Source organism: Rhodococcus sp. 15-649-2-2, from assembly GCF_002258645.1.
In the GTDB taxonomy this organism is placed as follows: domain Bacteria; phylum Actinomycetota; class Actinomycetes; order Mycobacteriales; family Mycobacteriaceae; genus Rhodococcoides.
In genome coordinates this window covers 423,325-440,877 of record NZ_NPFM01000031.1, presented here as the reverse complement: position 1 = coordinate 440,877, position 17,553 = coordinate 423,325, and the positions used below count along the sequence as shown (strand labels likewise).

General features: G+C 65.0%; 13 protein-coding genes. 8 read left to right on the top strand and 5 right to left on the bottom strand.

The features are described 5' to 3' along the window. Positions 1–40 precede the first annotated feature (40 nt). Entirely contained in the window at positions 41–841 is an 801-nt protein-coding gene (locus tag CH305_RS22755; RefSeq protein ID WP_052058630.1) for a peptidylprolyl isomerase, read from the bottom strand. After that, positions 838–1,701, bottom strand: a complete 864-nt coding sequence (locus tag CH305_RS22750) for a peptidylprolyl isomerase (protein WP_032377781.1) — start codon at positions 1,699–1,701, stop codon at positions 838–840. The genes CH305_RS22755 and CH305_RS22750 overlap by 4 nt, the downstream gene beginning before the upstream one ends. Positions 1,702–1,892: 191 nt before the next feature. Between CH305_RS22750 and CH305_RS22745 the strand changes: the two genes are divergently transcribed. From CH305_RS22745 to CH305_RS22735, 3 genes are read left to right on the top strand one after another with little or no spacing between them, the layout of a single operon-like run. Further along, entirely contained in the window at positions 1,893–2,585 is a 693-nt protein-coding gene (locus CH305_RS22745; RefSeq protein ID WP_094704946.1) for an MBL fold metallo-hydrolase, read from the top strand. 2 nt (positions 2,586–2,587) lie between these two features. Further along, on the top strand, positions 2,588–3,859 hold the full coding sequence (hisS, locus tag CH305_RS22740) for a histidine--tRNA ligase (RefSeq protein ID WP_094705278.1): 1,272 nt from the start codon (positions 2,588–2,590) through the stop codon (positions 3,857–3,859). Further along, a complete protein-coding gene (locus CH305_RS22735) occupies positions 3,849–4,487 on the top strand; it encodes a hypothetical protein (protein WP_032403335.1) in 639 nt (212 codons plus the stop codon). Before hisS ends, CH305_RS22735 begins: the two co-directional genes overlap by 11 nt. 11 nt (positions 4,488–4,498) lie before the next feature. On the opposite strand, the gene CH305_RS22730 is transcribed toward CH305_RS22735, so the two are convergent. Continuing rightward, a complete protein-coding gene (locus CH305_RS22730) occupies positions 4,499–4,969 on the bottom strand; it encodes a DUF3237 domain-containing protein (RefSeq protein ID WP_094704945.1) in 471 nt (156 codons plus the stop codon). 127 nt (positions 4,970–5,096) lie between these two features. Here CH305_RS22730 and CH305_RS22725 point away from each other — a divergent pair, with 127 nt between their 5' ends. Then, entirely contained in the window at positions 5,097–6,125 is a 1,029-nt protein-coding gene (locus CH305_RS22725) for an Rv2578c family radical SAM protein (RefSeq protein WP_032403337.1), read from the top strand. A 9-nt stretch (positions 6,126–6,134) separates the two neighbouring features. Here the strand turns inward: CH305_RS22725 and CH305_RS22720 are convergent, their stop codons facing one another. Continuing rightward, the gene (locus CH305_RS22720; protein ID WP_037153206.1) at positions 6,135–7,049 is read right to left on the bottom strand and encodes a neutral zinc metallopeptidase; all 915 of its coding nucleotides are present in this window, start codon (positions 7,047–7,049) and stop codon (positions 6,135–6,137) included. A gap of 170 nt (positions 7,050–7,219) precedes the next feature. On the opposite strand from CH305_RS22720, the gene aspS reads away from it, so the two are divergent. Next, the gene (aspS, locus tag CH305_RS22715; RefSeq protein WP_094704944.1) at positions 7,220–9,025 is read left to right on the top strand and encodes an aspartate--tRNA ligase; all 1,806 of its coding nucleotides are present in this window, start codon (positions 7,220–7,222) and stop codon (positions 9,023–9,025) included. Between the two features lie 75 nt (positions 9,026–9,100). Here aspS and CH305_RS22710 read toward each other — a convergent pair whose 3' ends face one another. Then, positions 9,101–10,060: a hypothetical protein gene (locus tag CH305_RS22710; RefSeq protein WP_094704943.1), complete on the bottom strand. Its 960-nt coding sequence runs from the start codon at positions 10,058–10,060 to the stop codon at positions 9,101–9,103. A 229-nt stretch (positions 10,061–10,289) separates the two neighbouring features. Here CH305_RS22710 and CH305_RS22705 point away from each other — a divergent pair, with 229 nt between their 5' ends. From CH305_RS22705 to CH305_RS22695, 3 genes are all read left to right on the top strand, one after another. Continuing rightward, the gene (locus CH305_RS22705) at positions 10,290–13,679 is read left to right on the top strand and encodes a DUF2126 domain-containing protein (RefSeq protein ID WP_094705276.1); all 3,390 of its coding nucleotides are present in this window, start codon (positions 10,290–10,292) and stop codon (positions 13,677–13,679) included. Positions 13,680–13,804: 125 nt separating this feature from the next. Continuing rightward, the gene (locus CH305_RS22700) at positions 13,805–16,528 is read left to right on the top strand and encodes a circularly permuted type 2 ATP-grasp protein (RefSeq protein ID WP_179278377.1); all 2,724 of its coding nucleotides are present in this window, start codon (positions 13,805–13,807) and stop codon (positions 16,526–16,528) included. Beyond that, complete coding sequence (locus CH305_RS22695) at positions 16,528–17,427, top strand: transglutaminase family protein (RefSeq protein ID WP_094704942.1); 900 nt, start codon at positions 16,528–16,530, stop codon at positions 17,425–17,427. The genes CH305_RS22700 and CH305_RS22695 overlap by 1 nt, the downstream gene beginning before the upstream one ends. Positions 17,428–17,553 lie beyond the last annotated feature (126 nt).

Sequence of the window (17,553 nt, the reverse complement as noted above, 5' to 3'; positions counted from 1 at the left end):
GCAGAGATTCTCTGCTCACCCTCTCGTATTTCGAATCTGTCTACGCCGTTGCCGACTCCAGGATCACCGGGTTCGCAGGCGCGCCGTCCTCGGAGCCTCCGGTCACCCCTCCCGCCGCGATGGCGTCGAGGGTGGCCAGTCCGCTCTCGGAGATGGTGCCGAACACCGTGTACTGCGGCGGCAGCACAGAATCGGCGTACACCAGGAAGAACTGGCTGCCGTTGGTGTCGGGGCCGGCATTGGCCATCGCGAGCGTCCCGCGGGGGTAGACCACCGGATTCTCGGCCTGTGCGGGATCGCCGGTGTATGTCGTCGTGGGGTACTCGTTGGCGAAGCTGTATCCGGGTCCGCCTCGACCGGATCCGGACGGATCGCCGCACTGGAGCACCTCGAGGCCCGGTGACGTGGTCAACCGGTGGCAGGGAGAGCCGTCGAAGTATCCTTGCTGGACGAGGCTGACGACGCTGTTGACCGTGCACGGTGCCTGCGTCCGGTCCAGCGTGATGTCGATCGGCCCCTGGCTGGTGGCCAGTGCGACGTCGACGGTTCCGTACACGTCGACATTGTCGACGGGAGGTGGATCGACCTCCTTCGCGGCCGGCGTCTCAGCCGGATAGGCGCAGGACACAGTGTCGGTCGTCGGCTGTGGCACGGCTGGCAGCGCACCGAACCGAGACAGGTCCAACGCCGGCCGCTGTGTTGTCGTTGCCGCCGGAGCGGACGACGTCGTCGACGAGGTTGCTGCAGCAGGCTGGGCAGCGGGTTCGGCGGAACTGGAGCAGCCGGCCAGCACCAGAGCGGTAGCCGAGAGCCCGGTCAGAAGGACAGAGGTGCGGTTCACAGGTCGCTCAGCATGTTCGTGATGTCGACCGGCTCGGCGGGTGCTCCGTCGGATGCGCCGCCCTGCACTCCCTTGGCCGCGATGGCGTCGAGCGTGGCGAGGCCGGTCTCGTCGATCGTGCCGAACGCGGTGTAGGCAGGCGGCAGTTCCGAATCTCCGTAGACCAGGAAGAACTGGCTGCCGTTGGTTCCCGGACCTGCATTGGCCATCGCCAACGTGCCGCGCGGGTACGCGATCGGTGTCTGCGCAGCGGGGTCGCCCTCGGCGAACGTGTCGGTGGGGAATTCGTCGGCGAACTGGTAGCCCGGTCCACCGCTTCCGGTGCCCGTGGGATCGCCGCATTGCAGCACCTGAAGACCGGCACCGGTGGTGAGTCGATGACAGGTGGTGCCGTCGAAGTAGCCCTGGTTGGCGAGCGAGACGAAACTGTTCACCGTGCACGGCGACTCGGGGTTGTTCAGAGTCAAACCGATATTGCCCTGGTTCGTGGTCATGCTGTAGCTCAGCGGCTCGTCGCTGGTGGGGACGTTGTCGGTGCGCGGGGGAGTGTTCTCCTTGGCTGCAGGCTGTGCCGCAGCGGGATAGGAGCAGTTCACCGTCTCGGGCAAGGGCTCGGAACGTCCCGCCGCGATGAGGGAGTCGGCGGGTGCGGACGTCGTCGATTCCTGGGCGGTACTCGCATCGTCGTCACCGCGGGTCACCACGTACACGACCGAGACGACGGCCACGACTGCGACGACACCGAGAATGGAACCTGCAATCGTCAATTGCTTACGACGCCGTGCGCGCTCCGCACGGCGTACGAGTTGGCGTTCGAGCTTTCTTTTGGCAGCCTCGCGCCGTTGCTCGTTGCTGGGCAATTCGTGTTCCTCCCGCTTGTCCGAAAATCGACCTTGCCCGCTCGCTGCACGGACCGATCGTGTGGTAACAGGCCGAAATCGGCCAACGCGAGTGTGCCATCAATGCCTGAGAGCATGCTGGGGGGACCCGATCCGAACGGCCCCACTAAGCTTGTTCGGTACTTCGGCCTCAGCCTTTAGGAGCGATTGGTTTGCTCGTCACCGGATTCCCCGCAGGCATGTTTCAGACGAATTGTTACATCCTGGCCCAGGACGACGCGTCCGAGTGCGTCGTCGTCGATCCCGGCCAGGACGCCGCCGATCCGCTGATCGATTTTCTGACGCGATCCTCGCTCACTCCCACCGCTGTGCTGCTCACGCACGGCCACCTCGACCACACGTGGTCGGTCGAGCCGATCTGCGAAAAGTACGGCATTGCTGCGTACATCGCACCCGAAGACCGATACATGCTGTCGGACCCGATCAAGGGAACGGGTCCAGCGTTGGCTGCCGTGCTGGGTGACATCGAGTTCCGCGAACCGGCCGAGGTGATCGAACTCGCTGACGGCGAGCAGCTCGATCTCGCCGGAATCGAGTTCTCGGTGGTGCACACGCCCGGGCACACCCAGGGTTCGGTGGTGTTTCTCGCTCGGGCCGACGGGCCGGACGGTGCGGTCCCGCTGGCGCTGACCGGAGACACCCTCTTCGCGGGGGCGATCGGTAGGACGGATCTACCCGGCGGCGACCACGAGCAGCTACTGCGGTCCATCGCGACCCGGTTGCTGCCGCTCGGTGACGACACCGTGGTACTGCCCGGACACGGCGGCCAGAGTTCGATCGGCCAGGAACGTGCGTCCAATCCGTTCCTCGTTGGACTCGGCGACCCCGAGCAAGGGAAGCTGTGAGCGTGAGCAAGCCGACCACCTTTTCTGCGCCCAAGGGCATTCCCGACTACTTTCCCCCCAACTCGGCCGAGTTCGTCGCCGTGCGAGAGGGGCTGCTCGACGCCGCCCGCAACGCCGGCTACGGACACATCGAACTGCCGATCTTCGAGGACACCGGGCTGTTCGCCCGTGGGGTCGGGGAGTCGACCGATGTGGTCAGCAAGGAGATGTACACGTTCGCCGATCGCGGAGATCGGTCGGTGACGCTGCGTCCCGAGGGCACCGCGGGGGTCATGCGTGCGGTGATCGAGCACGGATTGGATCGGGGCGCGCTTCCGGTGAAGTTGGCCTACGCCGGGCCGTTCTTCCGTTACGAGCGCCCGCAGGCCGGGCGGTACCGGCAGCTGCAACAGGTTGGTGTCGAAGCGATCGGCATCGACGACCCAGCGTTGGACGCCGAGGTCATCGCCGTGGCCGACGCCGGTTTTCGCGCTCTCGGGCTCACCGGTTTCCGCCTGGAGATCACCTCGCTCGGTGACGACACCTGCCGCCCTCAGTATCGAGAGTTGTTGCAGCAGTTCCTCTTTGCGCTTCCTTTGGACGAGGACACGCGTCGGCGCGCCGAGATCAACCCGCTGCGGGTGCTCGACGACAAGCGGCCGGAGGTGCGCGAGATGACCGCGGACGCGCCGTTGATGCTCGATCACCTCTCCGATTCGGCCAAAGAACACTTCGACGAGGTGCTGGCGTATCTGGACGTGATGAACGTCCCTTATCTGGTGAACCCGCGGATGGTGCGCGGCCTGGACTACTACACCAAGACCACGTTCGAGTTCGTGCACGACGGGCTGGGGGCGCAATCGGGCATCGGCGGCGGCGGCCGCTACGACGGGCTGATGGAACAGCTGGGCGGGCAAGCGTTGTCGGGTATCGGATTCGGGCTCGGCGTCGACCGCACCGTCCTCGCCCTGGCCGCCGAGGGAAAGACTGCGGGGGCCACGTCTCGGTGTCAGGTGTTCGGCATCCCGATGGGTGCCGCAGCCAAACTGGCGATCGTCGATATCGCCGCGCAGCTACGCGAACGGGGTATCGCAGTGGACATGGCGTACGGAAATCGCGGCATCAAGGGAGCGATGAAGGCAGCCGATCGATCGGGTGCCCGATACGCGCTGGTGCTGGGCGATCAAGAACTGTCAGCGGAATCGGTTGTGGTGAAAGACCTCTCGAACGGGGAGCAGGACACTGTCGCGTTGGCCGACGTGGTCGACGCCCTCGGGGTCCGCCTTGGCCGATAACCCTCGGCCCGCTTCCGGGCCGGTAGCCTTGGACCTGGTCTCGGTGGAGTTCCTGGCACCGCGCCTGCGGAAAATCATTGTCGGGTCGGCTGCGATCGGGATCGTTCTCGCCGTCGTCCTGGCGCTGTTCGTGCCGGTGTGGGTTGCCGTTCTCGTCGGGGTGGTCATCGGTGGCCCCGCAGTATTGTCGGGCTGGCTGGGCCTGCGTCGGCGGGTGTGGCTCGATGGTCCGCAACTCTGCGCGCGAGGGTTGCGCACTCGCCGGCTGAGGATGCCGGAGGTGGTGACGGCCGAGCTGACGATTCGCACGGCTGGGATCGATCAGATCTCGTTGCGGCTCTACGACGGTCGCACTCGCGTAGTCCTACCACTGGCGCTGTACACCAACGGTGGGGGTCGTGAACTGCCGATCCTCGCCCTACGCACCCTCGCCGATTCGCTGTGGACCACCGAGCTCGTCCCCGCCGCGGCCATCGCGTCGGTCCTGGTGGACCAGCTACGGGCCGAGGCACGTGACGCCGGACTGGACGAACGGCCCCTGTACCGAGCGATCGAACTGGTTCGCAGCAAGGGCCGCACTCCGCATGCGACGCTGACCGACCGTGAGGTCGCCCAGCTGCTCCGATGAGCGAGCAGGTATCAGGTCACCAGGAACGCGTCGAGGACCACGGCCTCGGCCGATCGTGAGCCGGAAGTGACGACCAGCGCACGGTTGAGGTACGTGAACTTCGGAACAGCCGTCGACACTCGCAACGTGCCACGGAAGTAGTAGGTAGCGGGATCGACCTCCCGGTCGGGATCGTCGAGCGCATCGATGACCTCGGCCGGGCCGAACTGAACCCCGCGATAGTCGAGCGAAAGATAACCGCCGGTTGCCAATTCGAGGACGAGATCACTGCTGAACTCGGTGCATCCGTCGGGTCGGGTGACGCTGACGACTGTCGATCGAGCAGCCAGAGTGCCCTCGATGTCCGGGCCGGGGGCGGCCCCGCCGAGGACGGTGGTGACGAGTCGGTCGCCTTCGGGCACCGGACCGATCTCGATGGCCGGTCCCAGTGTGAGTCCCAGGCGCAGAATGGGTTCGAGGGTCGGTGTGTTCGGGGCGGTCACGTGCGGTGCACTCCTAGGATCGACTTGAGGCCCTACGCTATCGCTTACCGGCCGCCGGATCCGAGCGGGGATGCGGGGGAACGATACCGACCTTGACACCACATAGAACAAATGTTCGACTGTGTGCATGCGATGGGCCGGTCAGACTCTCGAAGCCGCGGACGACGGCGCGCTACCGGGGCTCGAACGGTCCGGGCTCGTCCGCAGCGTACAGACCCCGGAGTTCGAGGGAATAACCTTCCACGAGGTGCTGTGCAAGAGTGCCCTGAACGAGGTTCCGGGTGAATCGCAGGTGCCCTTCTCGTGGACCGTGAATCCGATGCGGGGATGTTCCCATGCGTGCCGGTACTGCTTCGCCAGACCGACACACGAATACCTGGACCTCGACTCCGGCAACGACTTCGACTCGCAGATCGTCGTCAAGACGAATGTCGCGGCAGTCCTACGCAAAGAGCTCGCACGTCGATCCTGGAAAAGGGAGCCGGTAGCGCTCGGGACGAACACCGACCCCTATCAGCGCGCCGAGGGCCGATACCGGTTGATGCCCGGCATCATTCGGGTGTTGACGGAGTCCGGTACGCCTTTCTCGATCCTGACCAAGGGCACACTGCTGCGTCGCGACCTGCCCTTGTTGACGTTGGCTGCTCAGCAGGTAGATGTGCACGTGAGCATCAGCCTCGCCATCCACGACCCCGATCTGCAGAAGCAGCTCGAGCCCGGGACCCCAAGTCCACGTGCACGATTGGACCTCATCCGTGCCGTCCGTGACGCAGGCCTGGATTGTGGAGTGTTGGTCGCACCGGTGATTCCCTTCCTCACGGACGGTGCCAAGCATCTCGACGGTCTGATCAGCGCACTGGCCGACGCGGGAGCTACGAGTGTGACGGCGTTGCCGATGCATCTACGGTCCAGCACCAAGGACTGGTACATGAGCTGGCTGGTGAAGGAGCACCCGGCGTTGGTCCGGCGATACCGTCAGCTCTACGGTCACGGGGCGTACGTGACGCCCGAGTACAAGCAGTGGCTCCGAGGGCGTATCGACCCGTTGCTCGAGACGTACGGGTTCGCCGTAGAACAAACCCGGTCTTTGCCTGCCAACGAGCCCGCCGAACCCCGAGAACTGGCGACCTCGGGACCGGCCCTCACGCTGTTCTGAGTGGTGCGATCACGGGTTGTTCAGATCGCGCGCCGAGAACGTGTCGCAGGCCGCGACCTGTCCGGTCTCGTACCCGGCGGTGAACCATGCCTGTCGCTGGGCAGAAGACCCGTGCGTCCAGCCCTCGGGGTTGACGCGGCCGGTGGATGCCTGCTGAATCCGGTCGTCGCCCACCGACGACGCGGCCGAGAGCGCGTCGTTGATGTCGGTGGTGGTCAGCGGCTCGAGGAACGGAACCCCGGTTTTCGGATCGACCGTCTCGGCTGCGTAGTGCGCCCAGATGCCCGCGTAGCAATCTGCCTGCAACTCCACCTTGACGCCACCGGACTCGGGTCCCTGCGGATCGGCTTGCGCGCGCCCGATGTCACCCAGCTGATTCTGGATGTGGTGGCCGATCTCGTGCGCCACCACGTACTCCTGCGCGAGTGGTCCGCCGCTGGAGCCGAACTGGTCGACTAGTACCTGAAAGAAGCTGGTGTCGAAATATGCAGTGGAATCGGCCGGGCAGTAGAACGGCCCGACGGCGCTGGTGGCGTTGCCGCAGCCAGTGTTCGTTGCACCCGAGAACAGGTTGACAGCCGGCTGGACGTACGCGACGCCGGTCTGCGATTGCAGCTGCGATTCCCACACGGTGTCGAGGCTCGCCACCGTGAAATCGACTCGGCAGTCGACATTGCTGTTCGCCTCTGTGACGTCACAGTCGAGCGTTCCGGACGACCCGGAGTCGTTCTGTCCGGCGGAACTGTCGCCGCCACTGATCTGGTTCAGGATTGCTCCCGGGTCGCCGCCGAACAGCAGGGCAAGGACGATGACGACCAAGCCACCCGCTCCGCCGCCGATCGCCAACTTGCCGCGTCCACCGCCCCCGCCGCCGCCGACCGAGACTCGGCCCGGTTCCGATTGCGAGCCTTCTCTGAACGTCATGACCGAGTTCCCCTCCGCCGAGCCAGCATCTGACGATGCGAACCGATACCGCCGCTGTCGGCCTTAGCTTCGCATGCCGGGACGGCATCTCGTTTCCTTCTACGGTGATGTGCTCCGTAGGATCGGTGAGCGAAGAACACGATCAGCGGATTTTTCTCGAAAGGACACCCGTGCTGCGCACCCACCTCGCCGGCTCATTACGCCCCGAGCACGTCGACCGAACCGTGACGCTGACGGGATGGGTGGCCCGTCGACGCGATCACGGCGGCGTCATCTTCATCGACCTTCGTGACGCCTCCGGTGTGTCCCAGGTCGTCTTCCGCGAGGGAGCAGCACTCGAGCAGGCACACCGCCTGCGTGCCGAGTACGTGGTGAAGGTGACCGGCAAGGTCGAGGGTCGTCCCGAGGGCAACGCAAACTACGAGATCCCCACCGGTGCCATCGAGGTCGAGGCCTCCGAGATCGAGGTCTTGTCCGAGGCCGCACCGCTGCCGTTCCAGCTGGACGATCAGCCGGGCGAGGAAGCGCGTCTGAAGTACCGCTACCTCGACCTGCGCCGTGAGGGCCCCGGCCGTGCCATTCGGCTGCGTTCGCACGTCAACGCTGCCGCCCGGTCGGTGCTTGCGCATCACGAGTTCGTCGAGGTCGAGACCCCGACGCTGACGCGTTCCACTCCCGAAGGCGCACGAGACTTCCTCGTTCCCGCACGTCTGCAGCCGGGCAGCTTCTACGCTCTGCCGCAGAGCCCGCAGCTGTTCAAGCAGCTGCTCATGGTCGGCGGTATCGAGCGGTACTACCAGATCGCCCGGTGCTACCGAGACGAAGATTTCCGCGCCGACCGTCAGCCCGAGTTCACCCAGCTCGACGTCGAGATGAGCTTCGTCACTCAGGATGACGTCATCCTGCTGGCCGAGGAAATTCTGGCGTCGCTGTGGAAGCTCGTCGGGCATCACTTCACCGCGCCGATTCCGCGGATCACCTACGCCGAGGCCATGCGCCGCTACGGATCCGACAAGCCGGACCTGCGATTCGACATCGAGCTTGTCGAGTGCACGGACTTCTTCTCCGAGACCACCTTCCGGGTGTTCCAGGCTCCCTACGTCGGCGCGGTCGTCATGCCCGGTGGCGCATCTCAGCCCCGCAAGCAACTGGACCGCTGGCAGGAATTTGCCAAGCAACGTGGGCACAAGGGCCTCGCCTACGTTCTCGTCGGCGAGGACGGCACCCTCGGCGGCCCGGTCGCGAAGAATCTGACAGACGCCGAACGCGACGGCCTGGCTGCGCACGTCGGTGCGAACAACGGCGATGCGATCTTCTTCTCCGCAGGACCCGTCAAGGCCTCGCGTGGACTGCTCGGTGCCGTCCGCGGCGAGATCGCCCGCAAGCTCGACCTGATCGACCCGAAGGCCTGGGCATTCGTCTGGGTCGTCGACGCTCCGCTGTTCGAGCCGACGTCCGATGCCACCGCCAGCGGTGACGTAGCCGTCGGATCCGGCGCGTGGACGGCTGTGCACCACGCGTTCACCTCGCCGAAGCCGGAGTCGATGGAGACGTTCGACACCGACCCCGGGTCTGCTCTGGCCTACGCCTACGACATCGTCTGCAACGGCAACGAGATCGGTGGCGGCAGTATTCGTATCCACCGCAAGGACATTCAGGAACGAGTGTTCGCGATCATGGGTATCGGCAAGGAAGAAGCTCAGGAGAAGTTCGGCTTTCTCCTCGATGCCTTCTCCTACGGCGCACCGCCGCACGGCGGAATCGCGTTCGGCTGGGACCGGATCACCGCGCTGCTCGCCGGGGTCGATTCCATCCGTGAGGTCATCGCATTCCCCAAGTCCGGTGGTGGCATCGATCCGCTGACCGACGCGCCTGCACCGATCACGCCGCAGCAGCGTAAGGAATCGGGCGTCGACTTCAAGCCGGAAAAGAAGGAAGAGTCTTTAGCTTCGGCCGAGACTGTGGTCGACGCGTAACAGTCGACTTCCGAACGCGAATGTCCCCGTAACGCCGAGCGTTACGGGGACATTCGCGTATATCGAGCTGTGTCGTCAGCGAGCGGGGGACAACGGCCCACCGGTGAGCACGCGGTAGGCGTAGTTCAGTGCAATCACCGAAACTGGGACGGTGACCAGCAGCCCTAGTCCGCACGGTATGGCACCGACGATATTGATCGCAGCCAGAGCGAGGATCAGCAGGATGACGGGGCCGAAGTTCTTGACCACCAGATCGACGCTCGTCTTGATGGCGTCGAACGCGGCCAGGTTCCGGTCCAGCGCGAACGTCAGAGTGAAGGCTGTCAGTACGCCGAACACGATCTGCAGGAGCGTTCCCAGGAAAGGGATGAATCCGAGCACCACGGTGACCACGGTCCAGATCGCGGCCAGGACGGCGAGCTGAGGCACATTGGTCAGTTGGAAGAACCGGCCGAACGTCGGCTTCTGCGGGCCGACGGTCTCGTCCAGCGCTCCGCGTACGAAGGCCGCGTTGACGAAGTACCCCACGAAGGTAGCGACGGCGGTCAGGAGTATCGACAGTACGGAGAAGGTGCCGACGTCCAGGGTCTCACCGCGATTGCCGGCGTCCATCGCAGCAGCGAAGGTCGACGCGAACGTAACCACGAAGGCGACCACGCCCACCGCCAGCACGATGGCGGTCAGTCCGAGCCACGGACCGACATTGGCCTTGAATTTGTCGAAGCCGTAGCTCAGCGCCGCACCGACCTCGAGTCGGCCGGGATTGGGGCCCATCGGTGCCTGCCCGTAGCCCTGGTTTCCGTAATTCCCGTAGTTTCCGGGAGGCGGTGGGTAGGCACCGGGAGGCGGTGGGGGATATCCACCGGGTGCGCCGGCCTGGGGTAGATAGTTTCCGGGCGGTGGATAGCCGCCGGGAGGGGGATAGCCGCCGGGAGGGGGATAACCGCTGCCTGGCGTCTGCGGTTTGTTCAGGTCCGGCTGGTCCGGATTGGGGTCGCCACCGTATTGCGGTCCATTGGGCGGGTTTTCACTCACGTTTCACCCTTCAGTGTCTTGCGAAGTACGTCGACGATTCGTCCGTATTTTCAGGCTGAGCGAACCGTAGACAGTTCTGTGTGTCAAGGCGTCGACATTCTGACGGCGCGGGGGTCCTAAATGTTCCAGCCCGCGTGCACCGATCGCGAATTCTTGCCGAGCGCACCGGGCTCGGCCCTACTAGGGTTGTGTGTTCCACCCATACCGGGACTATCACGAGGGGCTCGCCGTGGGCATCAAGGTTGCACTCGAACACCGCACCAGCTATCAGTTCGACCGCACTGTCAAGATCTTTCCGCATGAAATTCGGTTGCGCCCCGCGCCACATTCGCGCACACCGATCGAGGCGTATTCGCTGAAGATCGAACCAGCGGAACACTTCGTCAACTGGCAGCAGGACGTCTTCGGTAACTTTCTTGCTCGGGTGGTGTTTCCCGAGCGCACCGACCATCTGTCGATCACGGTCGGGCTCGTCGCAGACATGGCGTCGATCAACCCGCTGGACTTCTTCGTCGAAGAATGGGCGGAGCACTTCGGATTCGCGTACGAAGAGCACGACCTTCCTGATCTGGAGCCGTACCTGCGTCCGGTGGATGAAGACAAGGCAGGCTCGGGTCCCGGTCCGGTGGTCTCGGCCTGGGTGGAGAAGCTGCAGGCAGCCGTTGTCGAACGCGGAGAGTCGTTGCGCACCATCGACTTTCTCGTCATGGCAAACCAAGCCGTCATGGGTGACGTCGGTTACTCCGTGCGGATGGAGCCCGGGGTGCAGACGCCCGATCTGACGCTGACGTCTGCTGTGGGGTCCTGCCGTGACTCGGCATGGTTGCTGGTTTCGGTGCTGCGCCAGATGGGTCTCGCTGCGCGTTTCGTCTCCGGCTATCTCGTTCAGTTGTCCTCGGACGTCAAGTCGTTGGACGGTCCGTCCGGTCCTGTCGAGGACTTCACCGATCTGCACGCATGGACCGAGGTGTATCTGCCCGGGGCGGGTTGGGTCGGGATGGATCCGACATCGGGTCTGTTCGCAGGCGAGGGGCACATCCCACTCTCGGCGACGCCGCACCCGTCCACGGCGGCCGCGATCTCCGGTGCGACGAGCAAGTGCAAGGCCGAACTCGATTTCTCGAACACCGTCGTCCGCGTGCACGAGGACCCGCGAACGACGTTGCCGTACACGGCCGATCAGTGGGAATCGATCAAGGTCACGGCGGCGAAGATCGACAAGCGGATGCACGACCAGGACATCCGGTTGACGGTCGGTGGTGAGCCGACGTTCGTCGCCATCGAGAATCAGGAAGCCCCGGAGTGGAACACCACAGCCGACGGCCCACACAAGCGAAAGCTGGCCAGTGTGCTGGCCGAACGCCTTCGGACCATCTACGCGCCGGACGGACTTGTACAGCGCAGTCAGGGCAAGTGGTACCCCGGCGAGCCGCTGCCGCGGTGGCAGGTGGGACTGTTCTGGCGCACCGACGGTCAAGCCCTGTGGCACGATTCCGATCTGATCGCAGATCCCTGGTTGGCCGAGGACCTTCGCCCGGAGCCGGTGGACAACTCGGCGTCGCAGGAGTTGATCGACGAGTTGGTCAAGGCGCTCGGACTGCCTGCCTCACAAGCCCGTCCCGCCTACGAGGACCCGCTGGTGAAACTGTTGGACCTGGTTCGTCAGCCCTACGGTGACCCGCCGGCCGACGACGACGATCTCGAACCGGGAGCCGATTCCGCGAACGCCAGAAAACAACTGCTCGAGCGGCTCGACGCCAGCACGGACGAGCCTGCGGCGTTCGTGTTGCCGATATCTCGCACCGAGGACGGCTCCGGCTGGGAGAGCTCGGACTGGAAGTTGCGCCGAGGCCGAATCGTGTTGCTGGAGGGCGACTCTCCTGCCGGTCTACGGTTGCCGCTCCGCGCGATCTCCTGGGACGGTGGTCCGGTCGAGAACCCGTCCGATCCCACCGCGCCCACTCCCGATCTACCCATTCGGCAATTGACGCAGCAACCGCCGCGTGCGGTGAATCCGGCCGAGTCGCGGTACGCGCAGTTGGTGAACGAGACGTCCGGGGTAGGCGGCACCGCCGTGACCGCGCTGGTCGCCGAGGTCCGCGACGGCGTTCTGCACGTGTTCATGCCGCCGATGGATCGATTGGACGATTTTGTCGACCTCGTCTCGCGCGTCGAGCACGCGGCCTCGACCATCGACACGCCGGTCGTCATCGAGGGCTACGCTCCGCCGTCGGATCCGCGCATCCAAACCCTGACCGTCACACCGGATCCCGGTGTGATCGAGGTCAACGTTCAACCGACGTCCTCGTGGGCCGAACAGAACGAGCTCATGGAACGCCTCTACCTCGAGGCACGTAAGTCTCGGTTGAGTACCGAAGGATTCGACAACGACGGCACCACTCGCGGAACCGGGGGTGGCAACCACATCACCCTGGGCGGGGTCACACCCGTGGACTCGCCGGTGCTCCGTCGACCGGACTTGCTGGTGTCGCTGCTGACGCATTGGCAGCGTCACCCGTCGCTGTCGTACCTGTTCTCGGGTCGATTCATCGGAACCACGTCGCAGGCTCCTCGTGCCGACGAGGGTCGCGAGGAATCGCTCTACGAACTCGAGGTTGCGTTCAGCGAGATCAGGCGACTGACCGATGGAGATCGATCCGCGTCGCCCTGGGTGGTGGATCGGGCGTTGCGTCACCTGCTCACCGACATCACCGGGAACACGCACCGTGCCGAGTTCTGCATAGACAAGCTCTACAGTCCCGACTCCACTCGGGGCCGACTGGGATTGCTCGAGCTGCGCGGGTTCGAGATGCCGCCCCATCATCAGATGGCAATGGTGCAGTCACTGCTCGTGCGTTCGATGGTCTCGCGCTTCTGGGACACCCCGCTCCAGGCACCTCTGATTCGGCACGGCGCGAACCTGCACGGGCGGTACATGCTGCCGCACTTCGTCATCAACGACATCGGCCGCGTGGTGGAGGACCTTCGCGAGCACGGCATCGAGTTCGACACCAGCTGGCTGGACCCGTTCACCGAGTTCCGTTTCCCGCGGATCGGAACCACCGTGGTCGGCGACGCCGAGATCGAACTACGTGGCGCGATCGAGCCGTGGAACACCCTCGGTGAGGAATCGACGTCCTCGGGAACGGCGCGCTATGTGGATTCCTCGGTGGAGCGGATCCAGGTCCAGGTCGCCGGAGCCGATGCGGGTCGATACCTGTTGACGTGCAACGGGGTGCCGGTGCCGCTGCTGCGCACCGATCGACAGGACGTTCAGGTCGCTGGGGTGCGGTACCGCGCATGGCAGCCGCCGAGCGCTCTGCACCCGACGATCGAGGTACAGAGTCCGCTGCGTTTCGATCTCGTGGAGATGCAGACCGGGCGCGCGGTGGGCGGATGCTCGTACCATGTCGTTCACCCGGGCGGTAGGTCGTACGACGGTCCACCCGTCAACTCCGTCGAGGCCGAAGCACGCCGTAACGGCCGCTTCGAGGAGGGTGGGTTCACCTCGGGCAAGGTGGACGTAGCAAGATTGCTCGAGATGCACGCTCGACAGGCGATCGATGTGAGTGCTCCCGGCATGTTGGACCTGCGCCGAACAGGAGTTCACACGCCCTGACGCGTACCTGCACAACAGAACGAGTCGACCGGTAGCGATCTCGGTCCGACGCGCTTCGGGTGAATTCGGTCACGAGTTCACCCGGCGTCGGAGGGTGATCGACCGACGGAAGGAACAGCGGCTCGATGGTGCCCGTAGATACTGCCCTGAGTGGAGCCGGCCGGAACGAACCTGTGACGGGTGGAGCCGGCCGGAACGAACCTGTGATGGGTGGAGCCGGCCGGAGCGAAGAAGTCTCCAGTGGAGCCGGGTCGGCCTGGCTTGCTTATCGGGGTCGGCGTGAGGCCGTGATCGGTCGGGCAGATCGTTTCGACGAGATGCTCGATCCCGACGACAACATCCGTCCGCATTGGGCGGGGTTGATCGACGGAATGCGCGAGGCCGGTTCGGGGGCCATGCAGACGTTGCAGTCACGGGTCAGCCGACTCGTCGACGACCACGGCATCACGTACAACCCCATTCCGTCGGGCGGTTCCGAGACTGTGCCCAGTGCAGTGCGGTGGGGCTTGGACAGCGTTCCGTTGGTGGTCGCGGCCGACGAGTGGGACCGTCTGGAAGCCGGTTTGGTTCAGCGCTCGATGTTGCTCGATGCGGTACTTGCCGATATCTACGGTGCCCAGGAGACCGTTCGGCGCGGGCTGATTCCGCCGGAGCTGATCTTCGGCAACCCAGGCTATCTGCGGGCGGCGCATGCGATCACCATTCCGGGTCCGCATCAGTTGTTCATGCATGCCGCCGACGTCGCCCGCGGCTCGGACGGTCGATTCCAGGTCGTGGCCGACCGAACTCAGGCACCGTCCGGCGTGGGGTATGCGCTCGCGGATCGGCGCGTGATGTCGCGAGCGATGCCCGAGCTGTTCCAGGAGAGCAACCCGAGGCCGCTCTCGACGTTCGCGCGTGCGGTGCGGTTGGCGCTGCGCGACGCTGCGCCCGCATCCGCCGAGGATCCGGTGGTGGTTGTACTGAGCCCCGGTTCGCATTCCGAGACTGCGTTCGATCAGGCGTATCTCGCAACGGTTCTCGGCTTCCCGTTGGTGGAGAACGCCGATCTCGTCGTTCGGGACGGCTGCCTCTGGATGCGGTCGCTCGGCAAGCTTCGCCGAGTCGATGTGGTGCTTCGTCGAGTGGACGCCGAGTTCGCCGATCCACTGGACTTGCGCCCGGACTCGCATCTGGGTGTGGTGGGACTGGTCGAGGCGCTGCGGCGGGGTGCTGTCAGTGTGGTCAACACCCTCGGCAGTGGGGTACTCGAGAACTCGGCACTGGTTCCGTTGCTGCCGGCACTCAGCAGGGCGCTACTGGACGAGGATTTGGTACTGGATTCGGTTGCCACCTATTGGGGTGGTGACCCTGATCAGCTCTCGCACATCGGTAATCGACTGCGTTCGCTGGTGCTGCGGTCGACCACGTCGCGTCGCACGGTGGTGGGACACGATCTCACGGATGCCGGAGCTCGCGACTTGTGGGATCGGATCGTTGCCGAGCCCTGGAAGTGGACCGGTCAGGAAGTACCGGAATTCTCGGTGGCTCCGGTCGGTTCGTCGATCGGCGGGGGAGCGGGAGAGCAGTTGGCGGTGGCTCCCGCGCAAGTGGGGATGAGGCTGTTCACGGTCGCGCAGCGCGGTGGGTACACCCCGATGCGCGGTGGACTGGGGCAGGTGGTGATCACGGCTCCGGTCACCGATCCGCTCATCACGGTGGCCTCGAAGGATGTCTGGGTGAAGTCGCTGGAACGGGTCACGCCGGCCGATTCTGCGCCGCACACCCCGCCTGCGACGGTGGAAGAGTTGCCGCAGTACGCCGCGTCCAACGTCGACGTGGTCAGCTCACCACGTGTGCTGGGCGATCTGTTCTGGTTCGGTCGCTACACCGAGCGTGCCGAGGACATGACTCGCCTGCTGATCGCGGCGCGCGAACGTAATCAGGACTACCGGTCGATGCCGTGGTTGGAGGGCAGCGAGAGCTTGCCGATCCTGCTCGAAGCGGTCACCAAGGTCTCGCGCACCGGACCGGGTTTCCTCGACGAGAAGACCCGCGCCGACGCGATCGTCGAACTGCGTTCGCTGATGCTGTCGACGGCACGCCTCGGATCGCTGGCGCAATCGGTGGATCGAATGCAGCAGGCGGCGCGCGCGGTGCGCGATCAGCTCTCGAACGACACGTGGGCGGTGCTCAACCGCATCGACACCGCGCTCGAAGAATTGGCAGAATCCCCGGTCAACAACGGTGCCCAACTGGCCGCGTCGCAGTCGAGCGTGCTGCGGGGTCTGCTCGCGGTGTCCGGGTTGGCGTCGGAGTCGATGGTTCGAGATGCCGGCTGGTACCTGATGGACGCGGGCAAACGGATCGAACGTGGCCTGCAACTGACAGCTCTGCTGTCGGCAACCCTCAGCCACGCCCTCACACCGTCCACGGAACAGGCCGTTATCGATTCGGTGTTGTCTGCGGCCGAGTCCTCGGTGATCTATCGCCGACGCAACAGCGGCCGGGCGCGTCCGGCGGCTGTTGCGCAGCTGCTGTTGTTCGACGAGGGAAATCCGCGAGCGTTGGTGTATCAGCTCGATCGTCTTCGCGACGACCTCGGATCGCTGCCCGACGCCTCGGGTACCTCACGGCCCGAGCAACTCGTCGAGCAGATGCGGGTGCGGTTGCGGCGAGTGGACCCGGGCGATCTGGAATCGGTCGACGCCAACGGTCGCCGGGTCGACCTGATCGAGTTGGTGGACGGCATCCACGATTCCCTCGAGGAGCTGTCTCGCGTGGTCCTCGCGACGCACATGTCGTTGCCGGGTGGCACGCAGCCGCTGTGGGGTAGCTCGAACATTCGAACTGCGAACGGGGTGCGGTGATGAGCCGTCGGTACCGAATCAAGCACATCACGACCTATACCTACTCCGATCGCGTCTCCTCGTCGTACGGGCGAGGATTTCTCGCACCGCGTGACATGGATGGGCAACACTGCACGGAGAAATCGGTCACCGTGGAACCTGCGCCGACCGATCAGTCCTTCGGGGTCGACGTCTACGGCAACGAGGACGTGTATTTCCACGTGACGCACGATCACGAGAAGCTGGTGGTGACGGCGGACTCGCTGGTGGAGGTCTATCCGCGGCCGGTGGACGAGACCACGTCGTGGCCGGCAACCGCGCCGTGGGAGTCCGCTCGGATGGCGCTGTTCGACCCGACCGTGCCGGCGGATTCGGCCCGGGCATCCGCGGTGGAGTTCGCTCTGGATCTTCCCACTCCGGAGATCACCGACGAGGTGCGCGCGTATGCCGCGCCCAGCTTCCGGCCCGGTCGACCGCTGGCGGACGTCATCGTCGATCTGACGCATCGCATTTTCACGGACTTTCGGTATCTGTCCGGTTCCACGACGGTCTCGACCACCGTGGTCGATGTGCTCTCCGCGCGTTCGGGTGTGTGCCAGGACTTCGCCCGACTGGCCATTGCCTGCCTGCGGTCGCAGGGTCTCGCCGCGAGGTACGTGTCGGGATATCTTGCGACCGAACCTCCGCCAGGGAAGGAACGGATGATCGGCGTCGATGCGACCCACGCGTGGGCTGCGGTGTGGATGCCGAACGATCGGTGGCTCGCTTTCGACCCCACCAACGACCAATTGGTCGACGAGCGGTACGCGACGGTGGCGTGGGGGCGTGACTACGCCGATGTGCCACCCCTGCGCGGGGTCATCTACACCGAGGCGGAGGAGAGCACTATCTCCGTGTCGGTGGACGTTGCACCGCAGTAGCGAACCCTGCATAATTCGATGGTTCGGGGGTAACCGACCATCTGGTCGAATCTGGGAATGTGACGTGCGAAAAGCCGCAAAACGGACAATCGTGGCCCATTCGTAGTCGTCGACTCAGCACAGAAG

Coding starts and splice junctions, on each gene's coding strand:
- CH305_RS22695 (WP_094704942.1), top strand. CDS start 16,528: ATGAGCCGTCGGTACCGAATCAAGCACATCACGACCTATACCTACTCC.
- CH305_RS22720 (WP_037153206.1), bottom strand. CDS start 7,049: ATGACGTTCAGAGAAGGCTCGCAATCGGAACCGGGCCGAGTCTCGGTC.
- CH305_RS22725 (WP_032403337.1), top strand. CDS start 5,097: ATGCGATGGGCCGGTCAGACTCTCGAAGCCGCGGACGACGGCGCGCTA.
- CH305_RS22700 (WP_179278377.1), top strand. CDS start 13,805: ATGGTGCCCGTAGATACTGCCCTGAGTGGAGCCGGCCGGAACGAACCT.